We start from the raw sequence: 13955 nt of genomic DNA on the forward strand, positions 1-13955 counted from the left end.
AAGGCGGTCCGAGGCTGCTCGGGCGGGGCTTGGCGCACCACGGCTCACCTCCGCCGGACGGCGCTGGAAAGGTAGGTGCTCGCCGCGCGGGGCGGCACCTGATGCGGCAGGGAATGGCCCCTGATCTCTGCGCCGCTTTCATCGCGGGGTGGAAGCGCCTGACGGATGGGATGTCGGTCGGTGCCAAGGCGCGTACGGTTGAGCGCAGGATGGTCGAGCAGGAGACGCGCGAACCTCGTCGAGGCCGCCGAGGATCGGCTCACGGACCCGGGCGTGAAGCAGCGGGTCGAAACACGGCTGCGGGTGGTCCTCGGGTAGATGGGCGCGCCGGGGAGCGCGCTGTCGGCCCTGCACCCGGACCTGGCACAGGTCTATGCGAAACGGGTCGCAGCACTCCGCGAGGCGTTTGAGGTCCGGGAGGGGAGGGAGTTCTCGACGCTGCCCGAAGGCTGATCGAGGCGGTCGCGGTCTCGCCGCCGGACGACCAGGGCACCCCCCCTTGGCATGGAATCCACCTGGTATCTCAGGCCATGTTCACGACGGGCGGGACCAGGTTCGGGTCGTGCCGCTGATCCATGCTCGCAGGTTCGGCATGGGTGGAGCCAGGGGGAGGTTCCCCTCACCCGACCTGCCCACGACGTCAAAGGTCAGGACCTGCCCCGGCCGGAGGCTCAGCGCGCCAGCATCGTCTGCGGCAGCCAGGTCACGATGGCGGGGAAGACGGTCACGATCGCGACCGCCGTCACCATCAGCAGGAAGAAGGGCAGGGTGTAGCGCGCCACCTCGAAGATGCCCTTGCCCGTCAGCCCCTGCAGCACGAACAGGTTGAAGCCGACCGGCGGCGTGATCTGCGCCATCTCGACCACCAGCACGATGAAGATGCCGAACCAGAGCAGGTCGAAGCCGGTCGCCTGGATGATCGGCAGCACGACGGACGCGGTCAGCACGATCATGCTGATGCCGTCGATGAAGCAGCCGAGCACGAGGTAGATGAGCGTGAGGCAGGCGATGATGACGTAGGGGCTGAAGCCCTGCGCGCCGACCCAGGCCGCCATGGCGGCAGGGATGCCCGAATAGGCCATGGCCTGCGTCAGGAAGGCCGCGCCCGCCAGGATCAGGTTGATCATGCAGGCGAGGCGCACCGCGCCCATCAGGCTGTCGACGAAGGATTTCCGCGTCAGCGTGCCGCCCCAGGCCGAGAGCCCGAGCGCGCCGATCACGCCGAAGACCGCAGCTTCGGTCGCCGTCGCGAAGCCGAAGTAGATGCTGCCCATCACGAACAGGATGAGCCCGATCACGGGGAACAGGCTGGCGCTTTCGCGCAGTCGCTGGCGCAGCGGGATGGGCGGGTCGCGCGGCGGCGTCTTGCCGGGATTGAGCAGCGACCAGGCCGCGATGTAGCCGCTGAACAGCACCATCAGCAGGACACCCGGCAGCACGCCCGCGATGAAGAGCCGCACGATCGAGACCTCGGCCGCCACGCCATAGACGATCATGACGATCGACGGCGGTATGAGCAGCCCGAGCGTCCCCGCGCCGGCGAGCGAGCCGATCGCCATGGGCAGGTGGTAGCCGCGCTGCGTCAGCGCCGGCAGCGCCATCTTGCCGACGGTCGCCGCCGTGGCCGCGCTGCTGCCCGAGACGGCCGCGAAGATGCCGCAGCCGATGACGTTCACGTGCATGAGCCGTCCGGGGAGCCGCTGCACCCAGGGTGCCAGGCCCTTGAACATGTCCTCGCTGAGCTTGGTGCGGAACAGGATCTCGCCCATCCAGATGAACAGCGGCAGCGCGGCCAGCGTCCAGGACGCGAGGGACTGCCAGATCGCCGTGCCCATCACCTTCTCGGCCGGGAAGGGCGGCATCGCCGGGATCAGGATGGGCAGCACCGTCACGCCGATCAGCCCGACCATCATCAGCGCGATGCCGATCCAGATGCCGAGGCCGAGGAAGAGGAACAGCAGGCCGAGCAGCAGGACGCCTGCCTCGGTCTGGGCGAGTTCCATCATGTCAGATCTCCTCGCCCGCGCGCTCGAGCGCGGAGGCCTCGGCGGCACGGCGGTAGGACGGCGTGCCGCCGAGGAGGTGCACCACCAGGTCGTCGAGCAGGCAGAGCGCGAAGAGCGCGCAGCCCGCGCCCACCAGCCCCTGCGGCACCCAGAGCTTCCAGGCTACCGAGCCCTGCGCCACGTCCTCGAACTCGAAGCTGTCGGTCGCGAGGTCGATCATGGAATAGGCGAAGAAGGCCGCGAGCGCGGTCGCCAGCAGCAGCGCCAAAGCCTCCATCCCGAAGCGGGGCGCGCCGGTGAGGCGCCCGATGATGAGGTCGACGCGGATATGCGCGCCGTGCCGGAACGCGTAGGCCAGCGGCAGCGCCGCCGAGGCCGCGACCGAGAAGGCCGTCAGGTCGTCGGCGCCGAGCACGGTTGCGCCGAACTGACGCCCCACGACCTGCGTCGCGATGATGATGCCGATGGCCGCCAGCGCCACGGCGCCGAGGACGCCACCCAGCAGATAGAGCGCATCCAGCGCACGTCGGATCAGCAGCATGGCGTGCAGCGCCGGAGCGTCATGGGGCGGTCATCCGTTCGGTCGTGTCGTGGATCAGGATGGGGCCCGCGCGGCGGCGGGCCCCTCCCGGGTCAGGCGATCGCGGCGCGATAGGCGTCGATCAGGCGCTTGCCCTCGTCGCCGGCCTTGGCGACCCATTCGTCGGCCTGCGTCGCGCCGATCCGCGCGAGGCCCTGCATGAGCGCCGGCGTCGGCGTGCCGATGGTCATGCCGCGCTGCTGCAGGATGTTCTGCCGCTCCACCGTCTCGGTGTCGGAGGCGGCCCAGCCGCGCGTCTCCGCCGCGGCGGCCGCGGCGGTGATCGCCGCCTGCACGTCGGCCGGCAGGCCCGCCATGTCGCGCTGGCGCACGAAGATCGCGTTCTTCGTGCGGGTGAAGCCGATCGGCGTGAAGAAGCGGCAGAAATCCCACGCCTGTACGTCGACGCCCGTCGCGGCCGAGGTGACCATCGCGTTCACCACGCCGGTCGCGAAGGCCTGCGGCACCTCGGCCTGCTGCACCAGCGTGGGCGTCGCGCCGCAGAGCGTCGCGAAGCGGTTGGTCAGGGTGTTGAAGGTCCGCATCTTGAGGCCGCGCAGCGTCTCGACGCTTTCGACCGCGGTGTTGGTGTAGAGGCCCGAGGGCGGCCATGGCACCCAGTAGAGCAGGCTCAGGCCCTGGCGGTTCAGCCGCGCCTCGACATAGGCGCGCTGCAGGTCGGCCAGCTTGCGCGCCTGCGCCGTGCTGGTCACGAGCTGCGGCACGCTGTCGACCTCGAAGAACGGGTCCTCGTTGCCATAGGCCGAGAGCAGGATCTCGCCGATCTGCACCTGGCCGGTCTGCACGCCGCGCTTGATCTCGGGCATGCGCAGCAGCGACGCGTTGGAATGCACCTGGATCGCGAGCCGCCCGCCGGAAGCCTGCTGCACCTGCTCGACGAAGGCGCGCATGTTGCGCGTGTGGAAGTTGCCGTCCGGATAGGGGGTGGCGACCTGCCAGCGCGTCTGGGCACGCGCGGTGCCGGGCAGGATGGCGGCCGCGCCGATGGCCGCGGCGCCCGCGAACAGGCTGCGGCGATGAAGGTCGGTCATGGTGAAGCCCCTTTCTTCGTTGCTTGAACGCGGCATCTTCGTCGCCGAGCGACGCTGTGCGCAAGGGGGGGCGGCCCGATCGCCGCCCAAGGCATGTGCCGGCTGCCTTCCGGCTGGGCGCGGCGGGGCGTCGTTGCCCGCCGCGCGCGCAATTCAACCGGCGCGATACTGTTCCAGCAGCCGCGCGCCGTCGGGCCCGGCGCGCTGCACCCATTCATCCGCCATGGTGCGGCCGACGCGCGCCAGGTCGTCCAGCAATTGCTGCGACGGCGGGCCCACCTGCATGCCGCGCTCGGCCAGCGTCGCCTCGGTGCTGCGCTGCGCGGCTTCCGAAAACTCGTAACCACGCGTCTCGGCGCGCCCGGCCGCGGCGCGGATCGCGGCCTGCAGGTCGGCCGGCAGGCCCTCCAGCGCGCGGCGCGAGACGAGCACGGCGTTCTTCGTCATCGAGAAGCCGAGCGGCGTGAAGACGCGCGCATAATCCCAGGCTTGCGTGTCGACGCCCGTCGCGGCCGAGGTGATCTGCGCCTGCACGACGCCGGTCGCGAACGCCTGCGCAAGCTCGGCCGCCTGCACGAGCGTCGGCTGCGCGCCGATCAATTGCGCGAAGCGGTTCGTCATGGGGGAGAAGGTGCGGAATCGCTGGCCGCGCAGCTGCTCGAGGCTGGTGACCGGCTGCTGCGCATAGAGCCCGGCCGGCGGCCAGGGCACCATGTAGAGCAGGCTGAGGCCCTGCCGCGCGAGGCGCGCTTCGATGAAGGGCCGCTGCAGGTCGGCCAGCTTCTTCGCCTGCGCGTAGTTGGTGACGAGCTGCGGCAGCGCGTCGGCGTCGAACAGCGGGTCCTCGTTGGCGTATGCGGTCAGCAGGATCTCGCCCAGCTGCACCTGGCCGGTCTGCACGCCGCGCTTGATCTCGGGCATGCGCAGCAGCGCGCCGCCGCTGTGGATCTGCACCGCGAGCCGGCCGGCGGAGGCCTGCTCGACCTCCTGCACGAAGCTGCGGATGTTGCGGGTGTGGAAGTTGCCGTCGGGATAGGGCGTCGCCATCTGCCATCGCGCCTGGGCGCGGGCTGCTAGCGGCGTGAGCGCGGCAAGGCCGGCGGCGCCCATGAGGGCGCGGCGGTGCAAGGTCATGGCGTCGTTTCTCCCTGGATGCGGGCGCGTGGCGCCCGCCTCGATGCGACCGGGATTCCGGCAGGTTTCCCGGCGCTGATCAAGGGGGCGCCGGCGCCCCGCGCGCTCAGAGACCGTTTAACAATGCCGGCACCGGCCCGCAGCCCCACCCGCCCCCCATCCAGGATAGTGTCGTTGGGTGGCCGGGTGGGGGAGCGGGCCGGTGCCGCGCTGCTGAATGCGCCGAACGGCGCATTCCCAAACGGTGTCTCAGGCGGGGTAGGCTGCCGGATCGACGCCCGCCTCGGTCAGGAAATGCCGGATCGCGACCACCTCGTCCTTCGAGAGGCTGTGCCGCGCGTCGTGGAATGCATGCGACTGCCCGTTGAGCTTCACCGCCACGCGGCCCGAGCCGTTGTGCGAGACCTCGGCGCCGAGTTCCTCGAAGACCGCATGGACGGCCTTGGGGTCGATGTTGGCGCTGACCGGATGCGCGAACAGCGCGTGCAGGATCTTGCGGTGGCGATGGTTCATGGGCGGGCCTTTCGTGCCGTGGTGTCCCCGCATCCTCCGCACTTCCGGGACGCGCGCCTTGCGCCGGATCAAGGACGCGGCCCGCATCCGCCTGCCCGCCGTGACCTGCGGCGCCGCCGGCCGCTAGGATGGCGGGAACAGAACGAGGGAGGATCCGATGCGCCGCACCATCCTGTTCGCGACCCTGCTCGGCACCGCGCTCGCCGGCGGCCCGGCCCGCGCCGACGATGTCGCCGACGCGATCGGGACCGCGCAGCGCGCCTGGGAGGGCGGCCAGGTCCGGGAGGCCCGGACCGCCTTGCAGGAAGCCTTGCAGCTGCTGGCGCAGCGCGCCGCCGCCGACCTTGCCCAGGCGCTGCCCGATCCGCTGCCCGGATGGACGGCGCAGGAAGCGCGGTCCAATGCCGCGGGCGCCGGCGGCCTGCTGGGCGGAGCGACCGCGTCGCGCAGCTACCGCAACGCGGAGCGGCGGTCGGTCCGCATCCAGGTGATGAGCGACAATCCGATGGTCGCGCAGCTCGCCGCCCTGATGGCGAACCCGATGCTGGCCGGCGCGATGGGAAGCCTGGTGCGCATCGGCGAGCACCGTGGCATCCAGGCCAGCGACGGCGACGTGCAGATGCTGGTGGACAACCGCATCCTGGTGACGGTCCAGGGCAACGCGGATGCCGAGGCGAAGCTCGCCTATGCGCGGGCGATCGACGTCAACCGCCTGGCGGGCCGCTGACCGCGCGGTTCCGGCCAACGCGGGAGCGAGGCTGCCGGGACCATGCCGCGAGGCACGGTCCCGGCGCCGCGTCAGGCCTCGGCCTTGTGGGGCACGCCCTTCTCGTTCAGCAGCGTGCCGAGCTCGCCCGACTGGAACATCTCCATGATGATGTCGCAGCCGCCGACGAACTCGCCCTTCACATACAGCTGCGGGATCGTCGGCCAGTTGGTGAAGGACTTGATGCCTTCCCGGATCTCCATGTCCTCCAGCACGTTCACGCCCTTGAAGGGCACGCCCATGTGGCTGAGGATCTGCACCACGCGGGCGCTGAAGCCGCATTGCGGGAAGACCGGCGTGCCCTTCATGAAAAGGACCACGGGGTTCTCCGTGATGTCGGCCTGGATGCGGTCGAAGGTCGGGTTGCTCATCGGGTCGGTTCCTGTTCCGGCGCGGAGGTCTGGAGGGCCAGCGCATGCAGTACGCCGCCCATGCGGCCCTGCAGCGCGGCGTAGACGATCTGGTGCTGCTTGACGCGGGAGATGCCGCGGAAGGTCTCCGAGACCACCTTGGCGGCGTAGTGGTCGCCATCCCCGGCGAGATCCTCGATGGTCACGTCGGCATCGGGCAGCGCCGCCTTGATCAGCGCCTCGATCTCCGCCGGTTGCATCGCCATCAGGACCGCCTCCCTTCCATCAGCGCGGGCAGGGTCGATTCGTTCGCATCCCTGAGCGCTGCGATCGATATGGACCGGCCACCGGGCAGAACCAAGTCCCCGCCGCCCGACCGGCCGAGCGGCATGGCCGGCACGCCCCCCGCCCCGGCCGCGGCCAGGAAGGCCTTCGCATCGGCCACCGCGACCACGTAGCGGCCCTGGTCCTCCCCGAACCAGAAGGCGTGCTCCGGCACGCCCGCCGGTGGGGGCGCGAGGGTGGCGCCGACGCCGGTCTCCATCGCCATCTCCGCGACCGTGACGAGCAGGCCGCCATCGGCGCAGTCGTGGCAGGCCAGCACCTCGCCGCCCAGGATCCGCGCCCGGACGAAATCCCCGTGGCGACGCTCGGCGGCGAGGTCGACGGGCGGCGGCGCGCCCTCCTCCCGCCCAGCGATCTCCCGCAGCCAGAGGGACTGGCCGAGCCAGCCGGCGGTGGTGCCGACCAGCACCAGGTCCGCGCCCGCGGGCAGGCCGAGGCCGATGGCCTGCGCGGCATCGTCCAGCACGCCGACGCCGCCGATGGCGGGCGTGGGCAGGATCGGGCGGCCTTCCGTCTCGTTGTAGAGGGAGACATTGCCGCTGATCACCGGGAAGTCGAGCGCGGTGCAGGCCGCCGCCATGCCGCGCACGGCACCTGCGAACTGGCCCATGATGCGCGGCTTCTCGGGGTTGCCGAAGTTCATGTTGTCGGTGATGGCGAGCGGCAGGGCGCCCGTGGCGGTGATGTTGCGCCAGGCCTCGGCCACCGCCTGCTTGCCGCCCTCGACCGGGTCCGCCACCACGTAGCGGGGCGTGCAGTCGGTGGTCATGGCGAGCGCGCGGTCGTGGTCCTCGATCCGCACGATGGCGGCATCCGCCGCGCCGGGGCGCTTCACCGTCTGGCCGTTCACCAGGCTGTCGTACTGGTCCCAGATCCAGCGGCGGGAACAGAGGTCGGGGCAGGCGACGAGGCGCATCAGCGCCGCCTCGATGCCGATCGGGTCGGGCACGGCGGCGGCGTCCAGCTCCGGCTGCGGCGGCGTGTCCTCTGTCGGGCGGCGATACAGGGGGGCTTCGGATTCGAGCGGGGCGAGGGGGATGTCTGCCTCGACCTCGCCCTTGTGGCGGATGACGATGCGGCCGGTGTCGGTGAGGTGGCCGATCACCGCGAAGTCCAGCTCCCACTTGGTGAAGATGGCCTGCGCCTGCGCTTCCCGGCCGGGCTTGAGGACCATGAGCATGCGCTCCTGGCTCTCGCTCAGCATCATCTCGTAGGCGGTCATGCCGTCCTCGCGCTGCGGGACGTTGTCCAGCACGAGTTCCACGCCCATGCCGCCCTTGCCGGCCATCTCGACGCCGCTGCTGGTGAGCCCCGCCGCGCCCATGTCCTGGATGGCGACGATGGCATCCGTCGCCATCAGCTCCATGCAGGCCTCGATCAGGAGCTTTTCGGCAAAGGGGTCGCCGATCTGGACCGTGGGGCGCTTCTCCTCGCTGTCCGCCGAGAATTCGGCCGACGACATGGTGGCGCCGTGGATGCCGTCGCGCCCGGTCTTGGAGCCGACATAGACCACCGGGTTGCCCACGCCGGTCGCGGCCGCGGTGAAGATGCGGTCGGCCTTCGCGATGCCGACCGTCATGGCATTGACCAGCGGGTTGCCGTTGTAGGCGGGGTGGAAGTTGACCTCCCCGCCCACGGTGGGGACGCCCACGCAATTGCCGTAGCCGCCGATGCCGCGGACCACGCCATCGATCACCTGGCGCATGCGGGGCGCATCCGGGCTGCCGAAGCGGAGCGCGTTGAGGTTGGCGATGGGGCGCGCACCCATGGTGAAGACATCGCGCAGGATGCCGCCGACGCCGGTGGCCGCGCCGTTGTAGGGCTCGATCCAGCTCGGGTGGTTGTGGCTTTCCATCTTGAAGACGGCGGCCAGGCCATCGCCGATGGCGATGACGCCGGCATTCTCCCCGGGGCCCTGGATGACCCAGGGGGCCTTGGTGGGGAGTTCCTTCAGCCAGATGCGGCTGGATTTGTAGGAGCAGTGTTCCGACCACATCACGGAGAACACGCCGAGCTCGGTCAGCGAGGGGGTGCGGCCGAGGATGGCCAGCGCGCGGTCGTATTCCTCCGGCTTCAGGCCGAATTCGGCGGCGAGCTGGGCGGCGCGGGCGGGGTCGAGCGGCGTGGGCGTGGCGGCGGTCATGGGCAGCCTTGTCGGCAGGCCGGGGGCTGCTGTCCAGGGGGTGTGCGCGGGTCATGACCAGCCGAGGCGCTGCTGGCGGGTGAGGTGCTTCACGCCGCCGACGATGCGATGGAGCTGTCTGAGCGCCTTGGTGAGGGCGAAGAACGCGGCGAACTGCGCTTTCGTTTCGGGGTAGGGCGGAAAGCGCGTGTGCCTGAGGCTTTCGGACAAATCGGGGTTGGGGAGCTTGTCCGGCGGGCCGTTCAGGGCCTGGAGGAAGCCGAGGCGGCGGATGAGGACGAGGAATTTCAGCCCCCGGAGCCGCACGGCGCGGCGGCAGGCGCGGAAGATGAGGGGGGCGATCTCGTTCAGGGGGTGCTTGGGATCGTTTTCCTTGAGGGCTTCGAGCAGGCGTTCCCAGAGGCCGGCATGGGTGAGGCGGCGGAAGTAGCGGGAGACGGTGTCGGGCTTGCCGTGTTCGGGCGGGAGGGCGCGCCAGGGGGCGGTGGTGCAGGCGAGGTGGAATATGGCGTTCATGCGGCCGCGGAGGTCGCCGATGGAGCGGCCGGCGGGGGAGCGGGGGAGGATGTAGGGGAGGAGGGCGAGGAATTGGGTGGGGGTGAGGGGGTGGGGGCGCATTTCAGGATAATAATCTTATCATGGTGGCCGCGCAAGGACATTTTCGGCGTGCCATTCTGTGGTTGAGAAACTCATCCACTTTGATATCCTAGGCCGAGGTGAGGATCGATGATGCATACGATAGAAAAAATTGACGTTGAAGGCTTCTGGGATAGCTACAGTTTCCCCGTTAAGATTGATCAGAATGTTGCGTTTTTTATCGGTCAAAATGGAACCGGGAAAACTACGCTTATCAATCTTATTGCTTCTGCACTTACAGCAGATTTTAGGACACTAGACCGATTACCATTTCGAAAGATAACTATAAATCTTCGGCCAATTAAAGGAAACATCAAACCAACAATATCTGTTGAGAAAACAAAAAGAAAAGATAGGCCTGTTGAAATTATAGAATACACTATTAATACGGGAAAACCACACTCAAAAGAACGACGGTTCTCACTAGACGAAGATGAAGAACAAATATTGCTTAGAAGATTTATTCATGAGAGTAGACATATGGAGTATTATAGAAGATATCAATCAGGAATAAGGGCCGAGTTACAAAATCTTGTTTCCGTTAACTGGTTGTCAGTTCATCGAATTTCTCCGTTTGAGCGCGCGGGCGAAAGTCGTTCGTTTGAGTCATCTATCGATCAAAAGCTAGAATCTTTATCAAATGATTTAGTAAAGTATTTTGCTACTCTTTCGAAAAGTAAAGACGATGAAATTAGGGTATTTCAAGAGTCATTGTTTATTTCTCTTCTGCACCAGGCAGAGAATGCAGATCCAATCGAATTTGAAAGATTGCAGCGGATTGAGATGTATAAAGAGTCGCTACAAAAAATATTCGCTGAATTGCATGTGTCTGAGCAGACTGCATCACGCATGAGTGATTTTTTGATGCTGGCAGATAAAATACAGATCAGATCCAAGGACTCCAAAAATAAAACAATTCTTCTAAATGATGCATTATTTCTCGCGAGTCTGCAGCGCATCGAGGATGTCGTGCGACGTTGGGGGGAACTTCAAGACAGACTCAAAATCATATTCTCACATAGAGACAAATTTCAGGAGATTGCTGACCAACTTTTTCGCAGAAAGAAGATGACTTTCAGCGAGAGCAATGAACTCAAATTCTTGTCGAGGTCAGGAAAAACATTGCTTCCTCAGATGCTTTCCAGCGGCGAGAAGCAGCTCCTTATTTTGATGAGTGAGACTTTGTTGCAACGACAGAATCCTGCAATATTCATTGCAGATGAACCTGAGCTATCGTTGCATGTCATTTGGCAGGAGCGATTGATTGGGAGTTTGCGAGCCCTCAATCCGAATGCTCAAATTATTGTTGCGACGCACTCTCCTGATATTGTTGGGAACCTTACGGAAAAAACGATTGATATGGAGGATGTAATAAAGTGACCTTAAGAAGAACAGCCAGCGGTCTTAGAAGTCTTCATGTATTTTTTAGAGCGGACGTGGTCGTTTTTTGTGAAGGGGGTCCGTCTATTACGTACAATGAAGCGCTGGCTACAGACCAAACTGATGGGACACTAGACACGCATTACTGGAGTTCAGTTCTATCTATTTTCCCAAATGGTCGACGCTGTCATTTTAAGTCGATAGGATGCAAAGAAACGCTAAAGAAAATTCAACTCGATATTAACAATCTAAATATTAGTACGATAACTATTTGCCGAGACCAAGATTTTGACTTACATCTTAATCGCACAATGCCTTGCGCGCGTACCGCATATACTTTTGGATATAGCTGGGAAAATGATGTTGTTCAATTGCCTATTTTGTTCGGTCTGATTGATCGACTGGCTGGAGGGGGTGAGGATGGTAGTGCGATGAAGGAGGCGCTTCGTGAAAAGCTTCTTGCATTTAGCGGTGACATAAAGTCCTGGGTTGAAGTCGATATCGCTCTTCATGCGCGAAATAAATTGTCGATTTTTGATCGAGGCAGCCCTCTATTTTGCATAGATCTACAGAATTGCCCGTCCGTGAAACATGATAAACTTAGAGAAAGATTATCATCAATCGGATATCAACGTTCACCCCGAAAAGTAAAAAAATTCATAGAATCAGAAGTAATTCTGTCATGTTTTGGGAAGCTGGTTTCCAGAACAGTATATCATTGCGTTTCTAGTATGTTTCTGTCATTACGCCCGTCCGTTAAAATGACCTATAATCTCTTCATGAGAATGCTTATTGGGGAGGCTGTTGCCGCACTTCGCGCTAGTTCCTTGCCCGAGTATCATTCTCATTTGCAACATCAAAGTAGCGCGCTAGCGTAACTTCGGAGGTGCAGGGAAGTGAGTTTCTGCCGGGGAGCAGGGGCAGAGCTCCTGCAAAGCCTCCCCCCTACTCGGCATAATCCGGCTGCGTCCGGTCCAGCATCCGCTTCATCGCGGCGAAGTAGTAGTCGGATGCGCCCATGGCCATGGTCGGGTCTTTCCAGCCGGCCTGTTCGCGCATCTTCTCCAGCACCTCGGGTGCCACGAAGCGGCGGCGCTGGCCGGTCCACATCGAAAACAGCTGCGTGCGGCAAGATCGTTCGAGGAAGTAGAGCCGGCGGTAGGCCTGCGCCACGGTGTCGCCGATCACCACCACACCGTGGTTGGCCATCATCAGCACGACCTTGTCGCCCATCAGCGCGGCCATGCGTTCGCCCTCGGCGTGTTCGTGGGCGAAGCCGTTGTAGTCGTAGTCGTAGGCGATGCGTCCTTCGAATTGCAGGGCGCCCTGGCCGGTCATCTCGACCGTCATGTCCTCGAGCTGCGACAATGCCGTGCAGTAGGGCATGTGGGTGTGCAGCACGCAGGCGGCGCCGGTGGCTTCGTGGATGGGGGCGTGGATGCAGATGGCGCTGCGGTCGGCGGGGCCGCGGCCTTCGACGACGGTGCCGTCGAAGGCGACCTCGATGAGGTTGCTGGCGGTGACCTCGTTCCAATGGAGGCCGAATTCGTTGAGGTAGAAGCGGCGCGGGCGGCCGGGGACGAGCAGGGTGAAGTGGTTGTCGATGGCCTCGTGGTAGTCGTCGAGGACGGCGAGGCGGTGGGCCGCCGCGAGGTCGATGCGCGCCTGGCGGCGCTGCGCTTCGAGCATGTCCTGCGGCGTGTTCTGGATGCTGTCCATGGTCCGTCCTCATGCAATGCCGCGCATGGTGCCACCGAAGGCGCGCCCGCCCAACAGTCCGAAGGTGCAGGAAACTGAGTTTCCTGCCGGGGTGCAGGGGCAGAGCCCCTGCGTCTGCCTCTCCTCCCGCGGCCCCGCAACCTCCGGCGCCACAAACCGTTCTCCCCAGGACGACGGAGGATTTTGCCATGCGTGCCATCTCACGCACCCTGGGCACCGCCCTGATCATCGCCGCGATCGCCGCCGCGCCCGCCCTGGCGCAGGCGCCGGCGCCGCTGTCCTTCGTGCAGCCGCTCACGCCCTCGGCGACCTCGGCGGTGCAGGAGCAGCTGCGGGAGGCCGGCGTCTATACCGGCGCGCCCGATGGCGTCTGGGGGCCGGAGAGCCAGGCGGCGCTCGACCGCTTCCAGCAGGCGCGGGGGCTGGCCGTGACGGGGTCGGTCAACCTGGCGACGGCCCAGGCGCTGGGCGTGAGCATGCCGCGGCTGTTGCCGCCGGCGGTGATGGAGCCGGTGGCGGTGGCGCCGGCCACGGCGCTCAGCCCGCGCGCCGTGCGCCATGTGCAGATGCGCCTGCGGGCGCTGGGCTTCTACCAGTCGCGCGCCGATGGGGTGTGGGGTGCCGGCACGCAGACGGCGCTCGAGCGTTTCCAGCGCGGCCGTGGCCTGGAGGCGAGCGGCCAGATCAACCCCGCCACCGCGCAGGCGCTGGGGCTGAACCCGAGCAACCTGGAAGCGCCGCTGCGGTAGGCCGCGCGCGCGGCGGTCACGTCGCGTAGGCTTGGCAGCGGCGGCGGCGGACCCCGCCCCGGGCTGCCAAGCATGTCCCTGTCCTTCGGCGACGAGCGGCCCGGCGGGCCGGCCAAGGTGGCGATCGGGGTCGCGACGGCGCTGCTGTTCGTGATGACGGGCGGCCTGGCCTCGGGCGGCGGGCCGGCGTGGTACGCACCGCTGTTCGCCCTGGTGCCGCTCTACGTCCTCTTCGTGCTGTGGGTGCTGTGGCGGCGGCGTGTGGACATCCACGCGGACCGGCGGGAGGTGGTGATCACCCGCACCCTATTCGGCCTGGCGTGGCGGCGGCGGATCAGGTGGACACCTCCAGAAACCCCTCGCCCTGAAGCCGTTCGGCTGATTCACTGACGCGGATTGGCGCGGGGGATGGCGATGGTTCGGCAGCCGGGTTTCTTCGATGTGGAGGAGCGGCTGCGGGAGCTGTCGGCCAAGGGCGATGACCTCGAGCGGATCGGGGCGCTGGTGGATTTTGCCATGTTCCGCGCCGAGCTGGAGCGGGCGGTGCCGCGGGCGGACGGCACGAAGGGCGGCCGGCCGGCC

General features: G+C 65.9%; 15 protein-coding genes. 5 read left to right on the forward strand and 10 right to left on the reverse strand.

Features of this window, described 5'->3' with window-relative positions; all coding sequences use genetic code 11:
- Window positions 1–671 precede the first annotated feature (671 nt).
- The 5 genes from E8M80_RS24620 to E8M80_RS24640 form a co-directional block, all read right to left on the reverse strand.
- Window positions 672–2003 (reverse strand): TRAP transporter large permease, encoded by a 1332-nt coding sequence (locus E8M80_RS24620; RefSeq protein ID WP_137128396.1) that lies wholly within the window; start codon window positions 2001–2003, stop codon window positions 672–674.
- A 4-nt stretch (window positions 2004–2007) separates the two neighbouring features.
- The gene (locus E8M80_RS24625) at window positions 2008–2547 is read right to left on the reverse strand and encodes a TRAP transporter small permease (protein WP_137128380.1); all 540 of its coding nucleotides are present in this window, start codon (window positions 2545–2547) and stop codon (window positions 2008–2010) included.
- Window positions 2548–2639: 92 nt separating this feature from the next.
- Window positions 2640–3638, reverse strand: a complete 999-nt coding sequence (locus tag E8M80_RS24630) for a TRAP transporter substrate-binding protein (protein ID WP_137128381.1) — start codon at window positions 3636–3638, stop codon at window positions 2640–2642.
- Between the two features lie 153 nt (window positions 3639–3791).
- On the reverse strand, window positions 3792–4772 hold the full coding sequence (locus E8M80_RS24635; protein ID WP_137128382.1) for a TRAP transporter substrate-binding protein: 981 nt from the start codon (window positions 4770–4772) through the stop codon (window positions 3792–3794).
- Window positions 4773–5021: 249 nt separating this feature from the next.
- Window positions 5022–5285: a hypothetical protein gene (locus E8M80_RS24640; RefSeq protein ID WP_137128383.1), complete on the reverse strand. Its 264-nt coding sequence runs from the start codon at window positions 5283–5285 to the stop codon at window positions 5022–5024.
- A gap of 157 nt (window positions 5286–5442) precedes the next feature.
- Here E8M80_RS24640 and E8M80_RS24645 point away from each other — a divergent pair, with 157 nt between their 5' ends.
- Window positions 5443–6012 (forward strand): hypothetical protein, encoded by a 570-nt coding sequence (locus E8M80_RS24645; RefSeq protein ID WP_137128384.1) that lies wholly within the window; start codon window positions 5443–5445, stop codon window positions 6010–6012.
- Window positions 6013–6083: 71 nt separating this feature from the next.
- Here the strand turns inward: E8M80_RS24645 and grxD are convergent, their stop codons facing one another.
- The 4 genes from grxD to E8M80_RS24665 are packed head-to-tail and all read right to left on the reverse strand — an operon-like array spanning window position 6084 to window position 9507.
- On the reverse strand, window positions 6084–6422 hold the full coding sequence (gene grxD / locus E8M80_RS24650) for a Grx4 family monothiol glutaredoxin (RefSeq protein WP_137128385.1): 339 nt from the start codon (window positions 6420–6422) through the stop codon (window positions 6084–6086).
- Complete coding sequence (locus E8M80_RS24655; protein WP_137128386.1) at window positions 6419–6667, reverse strand: BolA family protein; 249 nt, start codon at window positions 6665–6667, stop codon at window positions 6419–6421. Before E8M80_RS24655 ends, grxD begins: the two co-directional genes overlap by 4 nt.
- Window positions 6667–8889 (reverse strand): phosphoribosylformylglycinamidine synthase subunit PurL, encoded by a 2223-nt coding sequence (purL, locus tag E8M80_RS24660; RefSeq protein ID WP_137128387.1) that lies wholly within the window; start codon window positions 8887–8889, stop codon window positions 6667–6669. The genes E8M80_RS24655 and purL overlap by 1 nt, the downstream gene beginning before the upstream one ends.
- Before the next feature lie 51 nt (window positions 8890–8940).
- Window positions 8941–9507 carry a transposase gene (locus tag E8M80_RS24665; RefSeq protein ID WP_137128388.1) on the reverse strand — a complete coding sequence of 189 codons (567 nt, stop codon included), beginning with the start codon at window positions 9505–9507 and terminating at the stop codon, window positions 8941–8943.
- Window positions 9508–9615: 108 nt separating this feature from the next.
- Here E8M80_RS24665 and E8M80_RS24670 point away from each other — a divergent pair, with 108 nt between their 5' ends.
- Together E8M80_RS24670 and E8M80_RS24675 are read left to right on the forward strand one after the other, a co-directional pair.
- Window positions 9616–10905, forward strand: coding sequence for an AAA family ATPase (locus tag E8M80_RS24670; protein ID WP_137128389.1), 1290 nt, complete (start codon window positions 9616–9618; stop codon window positions 10903–10905).
- Window positions 10902–11783, forward strand: a complete 882-nt coding sequence (locus E8M80_RS24675; RefSeq protein ID WP_137128390.1) for a hypothetical protein — start codon at window positions 10902–10904, stop codon at window positions 11781–11783. The genes E8M80_RS24670 and E8M80_RS24675 overlap by 4 nt, the downstream gene beginning before the upstream one ends.
- Window positions 11784–11850: 67 nt before the next feature.
- Here the strand turns inward: E8M80_RS24675 and E8M80_RS24680 are convergent, their stop codons facing one another.
- A complete protein-coding gene (locus E8M80_RS24680; protein ID WP_137128391.1) occupies window positions 11851–12624 on the reverse strand; it encodes a class II aldolase/adducin family protein in 774 nt (257 codons plus the stop codon).
- Between the two features lie 188 nt (window positions 12625–12812).
- Between E8M80_RS24680 and E8M80_RS24685 the strand changes: the two genes are divergently transcribed.
- Together E8M80_RS24685 and E8M80_RS24690 are read left to right on the forward strand one after the other, a co-directional pair.
- On the forward strand, window positions 12813–13373 hold the full coding sequence (locus E8M80_RS24685; RefSeq protein WP_170979624.1) for a peptidoglycan-binding protein: 561 nt from the start codon (window positions 12813–12815) through the stop codon (window positions 13371–13373).
- 72 nt (window positions 13374–13445) lie between these two features.
- Window positions 13446–13763 carry a hypothetical protein gene (locus E8M80_RS24690; protein ID WP_137128393.1) on the forward strand — a complete coding sequence of 106 codons (318 nt, stop codon included), beginning with the start codon at window positions 13446–13448 and terminating at the stop codon, window positions 13761–13763.
- The last annotated feature ends 192 nt before the right edge of the window (window positions 13764–13955 follow it).

The sequence above is a fragment of the Roseomonas sp. HF4 genome (assembly GCF_005222755.1).
In the GTDB taxonomy this organism is placed as follows: Bacteria; Pseudomonadota; Alphaproteobacteria; order Acetobacterales; family Acetobacteraceae; genus Neoroseomonas.